We start from the raw sequence: 2,955 nt of genomic DNA on the forward strand, positions 1-2,955 counted from the left end.
TATGTTAACTCAAATAATTAATGCCCGTATTTTAACTCCCCAAGGTTGGTTAAAAGACGGTTCTGTACTAATCAGAGACAATAAAATCCTAGAAGTTACCAACTGTGATTTGGCCATCGTCGGTGCTACACTCATTGACGCAAAGGGAATGTATATCGTACCGGGAGGAGTCGAGATCCATGTACATGGAGGAGGTGGACGTGACTTTATGGAAGGATGTGAAGAAGCATTCCGCACAGCCATCAAGGCCCACATGCAGCATGGTACTACAAGTATTTTCCCGACACTTTCTTCGTCTACAATTCCTATGATTCGTGCTGCTGTAGAAACTACAGAAAAATTAATGAGTGAACCTGACAGTCCGGTACTTGGACTTCATCTGGAAGGACATTATTTCAATATGAAGATGGCAGGCGGACAGATGCCGGAAAACATCAAGAACCCCGATCCCGAAGAATACATTCCACTTTTGGAAGAAACCCACTGCATTAAGCGATGGGACGCCGCTCCTGAACTTCCCGGTGCCATGCAATTCGGAAAATACATCACATCAAAAGGAGTTCTGGCTTCTGTAGGACATACACAGGCTGAATTTGAGGACATCTATACAGGATTCCATGCCGGATATACCCACGCTACTCATTTTTATAATGCAATGCCGGGATTTCACAAACGTCGTGAATACAAATACGAAGGAACCGTAGAAAGTATCTATCTAATGGACGACATGACGGTAGAAGTAGTAGCCGACGGAATTCATGTTCCTCCTACAATTCTTCGTCTGGTACACAAAATCAAAGGAGTTGAAAAAACAGCGCTGATTACTGACGCCCTGGCTTGCGCAGCTAGCGACAGCAAAGAAGCATTCGACCCCCGGGTCATCATTGAAGATGGAGTTTGTAAACTGGCTGACCGTTCAGCACTGGCAGGTAGCATTGCCACTATGGACCGTTTGATTCGTACCATAGTACAAAAAGCTGAGATTCCATTGGAGGACGCTGTCAGAATGGCTTCAGAAACACCCGCCCGTATCATGGGTGTACTCGACCGAAAAGGAACTTTGGAAAGAGGAAAGGATGCAGACATCATTGCCCTCGACCACGACCTGAACGTACGTGCCGTATGGGCTATGGGAAAACTGGTGGAAGGTACCAACAAACTTTTTTAACGACTTAAATATTCGACGATTATGTTGACACAAATCATAAATGGTCATATCCTTACACCACAAGGATGGCTGAAGGACGGATCAGTCCTCATCAGTGACGGAAAAATCCTGGAAGTAACCAACAGCGACCTTGCAGTCATCGGTGCTACCGTAATCGATGCCAAAGGTATGTATATCGTACCAGGATTCGTAAGCATGCACACACATGGCGGGGCCGGACACGATTTCACGGAAGGTACTGCCGAAGCATTCCAAAAAGCCACGCAAGCTCATCTGACACACGGAGCAACCTCAATCTTCCCCACACTCTGTTCTACCAGTTTTGACAACATCAAACGTGCAGTAGCCACATGTGAAGAATTGATGAAAGCTCCCGAAAGCATCATACAAGGTCTTCACATTGAAGGCCCATATCTTAATAAGAAAATGGCCGGTGCACAATGGGAAGAATTTCTGAAAAATCCTGATCCGGAAGAATACATTCCACTGCTGGAAAGTACACAATGTATCAAGCGCTGGGACATTAGCCCTGAACTTCCCGGAGGACATGACTTCTCAAAATACACTCGTTCCAAGGGTATTTTTACCGCAGTTACTCATACTGAAGCTGAATATCCGGAAATTAAAGCCGCATTCGAAGCTGGCTTTACTCACGCCGCACATTTCTACAATGCAATGCCGGGATTTCATAAACGTCGCGAATACAAGTATGAAGGTACAGTAGAAAGTGTATACTTAATAGACGGGATGAGCGTAGAGGTAATTGCAGATGGTATCCACCTGCCTGCTACAATCCTAAAATTAGTTTACAAGCTCAAAGGAGTAGAGCAAACCTGCCTGGTCACTGACTCACTTAAATATGCAGCTTACGATGGAGAAAGCATTGATGACCCGAAATATATCATAGAAAACGGAGTATGTAAGCTAGCCGATCACTCTTCATTAGCAGGAAGTTTAGCCACTATGGACGTACTAGTTCAAACAATGGTGAAGAAAGCAGCCATTCCATTAGCAGACGCTATCCGCATGGCTTCTGAGACTCCAGCCAAACTCATTGGCATCGAATCGCACAAAGGAAGCCTCCAGAAAGGAAAAGATGCCGACATCGTTATTCTTGACAAAGACATCAATGTTCGATGTGTATTTTCTAATGGAAAAATTGTGGAAGGTACCAATACAATGATTCACTAACCTAATTATATTATAGAAATCTATCAAAATCCCCGGGCTGTGAAGTTCGGGGATTTTTCATATTCCTTTCCAGAAGAGCTACTCTCTCAATATATATCTTCAATATTCACATTCTCTAACGGACTGGGCCTTTCCCCGAACCTAGACTCTCCTCAGACTGATTTTCGTGCATCCCAGGAAAATCTTGGAAGCCTCGGTAAAGAAGGATTCTCCGGTATGAAGAGAACGTCTCCTGCCGCATTTCTGAAAGCCGCTTGAACAGGCGGTAAAGAAGCAAAGGAAAGCAAAGAGGAAAAAGGAAGGAAAGCGAGGAGAGAATCCGTCAGCAAAAAGAGGAGGCGTCCTGCCGCGGAAGAAGCGGACACAGGCGCAGACGCAGACGTACGGATAGTACAGACACAAAAAAGCCCTGAAGCATTTCTGCCTCAGGGCTTCCGTTAAGACGGCGACTACCTACTCTCCCACTTGCGCAGTACCATCGGCGTGACGAAGCTTAACTTCTCTGTTCGGAATGGGAAGAGGTGGAACCTTCGTGCAATAGTCACCTGAATATCATTTATGTATTCATGACTCACAAGCAAGCAACTTCAGCACTT

The 2,955-nt window shown here is 45.2% G+C and carries 2 protein-coding genes and 1 rRNA gene; 2 read left to right on the forward strand and 1 reads right to left on the reverse strand.

Translation table 11 applies throughout. The features are described from left to right. Position 1: 1 nt before the first annotated feature. Positions 2–1,168 carry an N-acetylglucosamine-6-phosphate deacetylase gene (gene nagA / locus ACMJ0U_RS02315; RefSeq protein WP_417127911.1) on the forward strand — a complete coding sequence of 389 codons (1,167 nt, stop codon included), beginning with the start codon at positions 2–4 and terminating at the stop codon, positions 1,166–1,168. Between the two features lie 21 nt (positions 1,169–1,189). Continuing rightward, the gene (gene nagA, locus ACMJ0U_RS02320; RefSeq protein WP_417127913.1) at positions 1,190–2,359 is read left to right on the forward strand and encodes an N-acetylglucosamine-6-phosphate deacetylase; all 1,170 of its coding nucleotides are present in this window, start codon (positions 1,190–1,192) and stop codon (positions 2,357–2,359) included. A 440-nt stretch (positions 2,360–2,799) separates the two neighbouring features. On the opposite strand, the gene rrf is transcribed toward nagA (ACMJ0U_RS02320), so the two are convergent. Continuing rightward, positions 2,800–2,908: ribosomal RNA gene (gene rrf / locus ACMJ0U_RS02325) — 5S ribosomal RNA — on the reverse strand. Between the last annotated feature and the right edge of the window lie 47 nt (positions 2,909–2,955).

Origin of the sequence: Phocaeicola sp. (assembly GCF_048170425.1) — a bacterium.
Lineage (GTDB): Bacteria > Bacteroidota > Bacteroidia > Bacteroidales > Bacteroidaceae > Phocaeicola.

What these genes read in the sequence shown, in the direction of transcription:
- nagA (WP_417127911.1), top strand. Translation starts at nt 2, where the DNA reads ATGTTAACTCAAATAATTAATGCCCGTATTTTAACTCCCCAAGGTTGG.
- nagA (WP_417127913.1), top strand. Translation starts at nt 1,190, where the DNA reads ATGTTGACACAAATCATAAATGGTCATATCCTTACACCACAAGGATGG.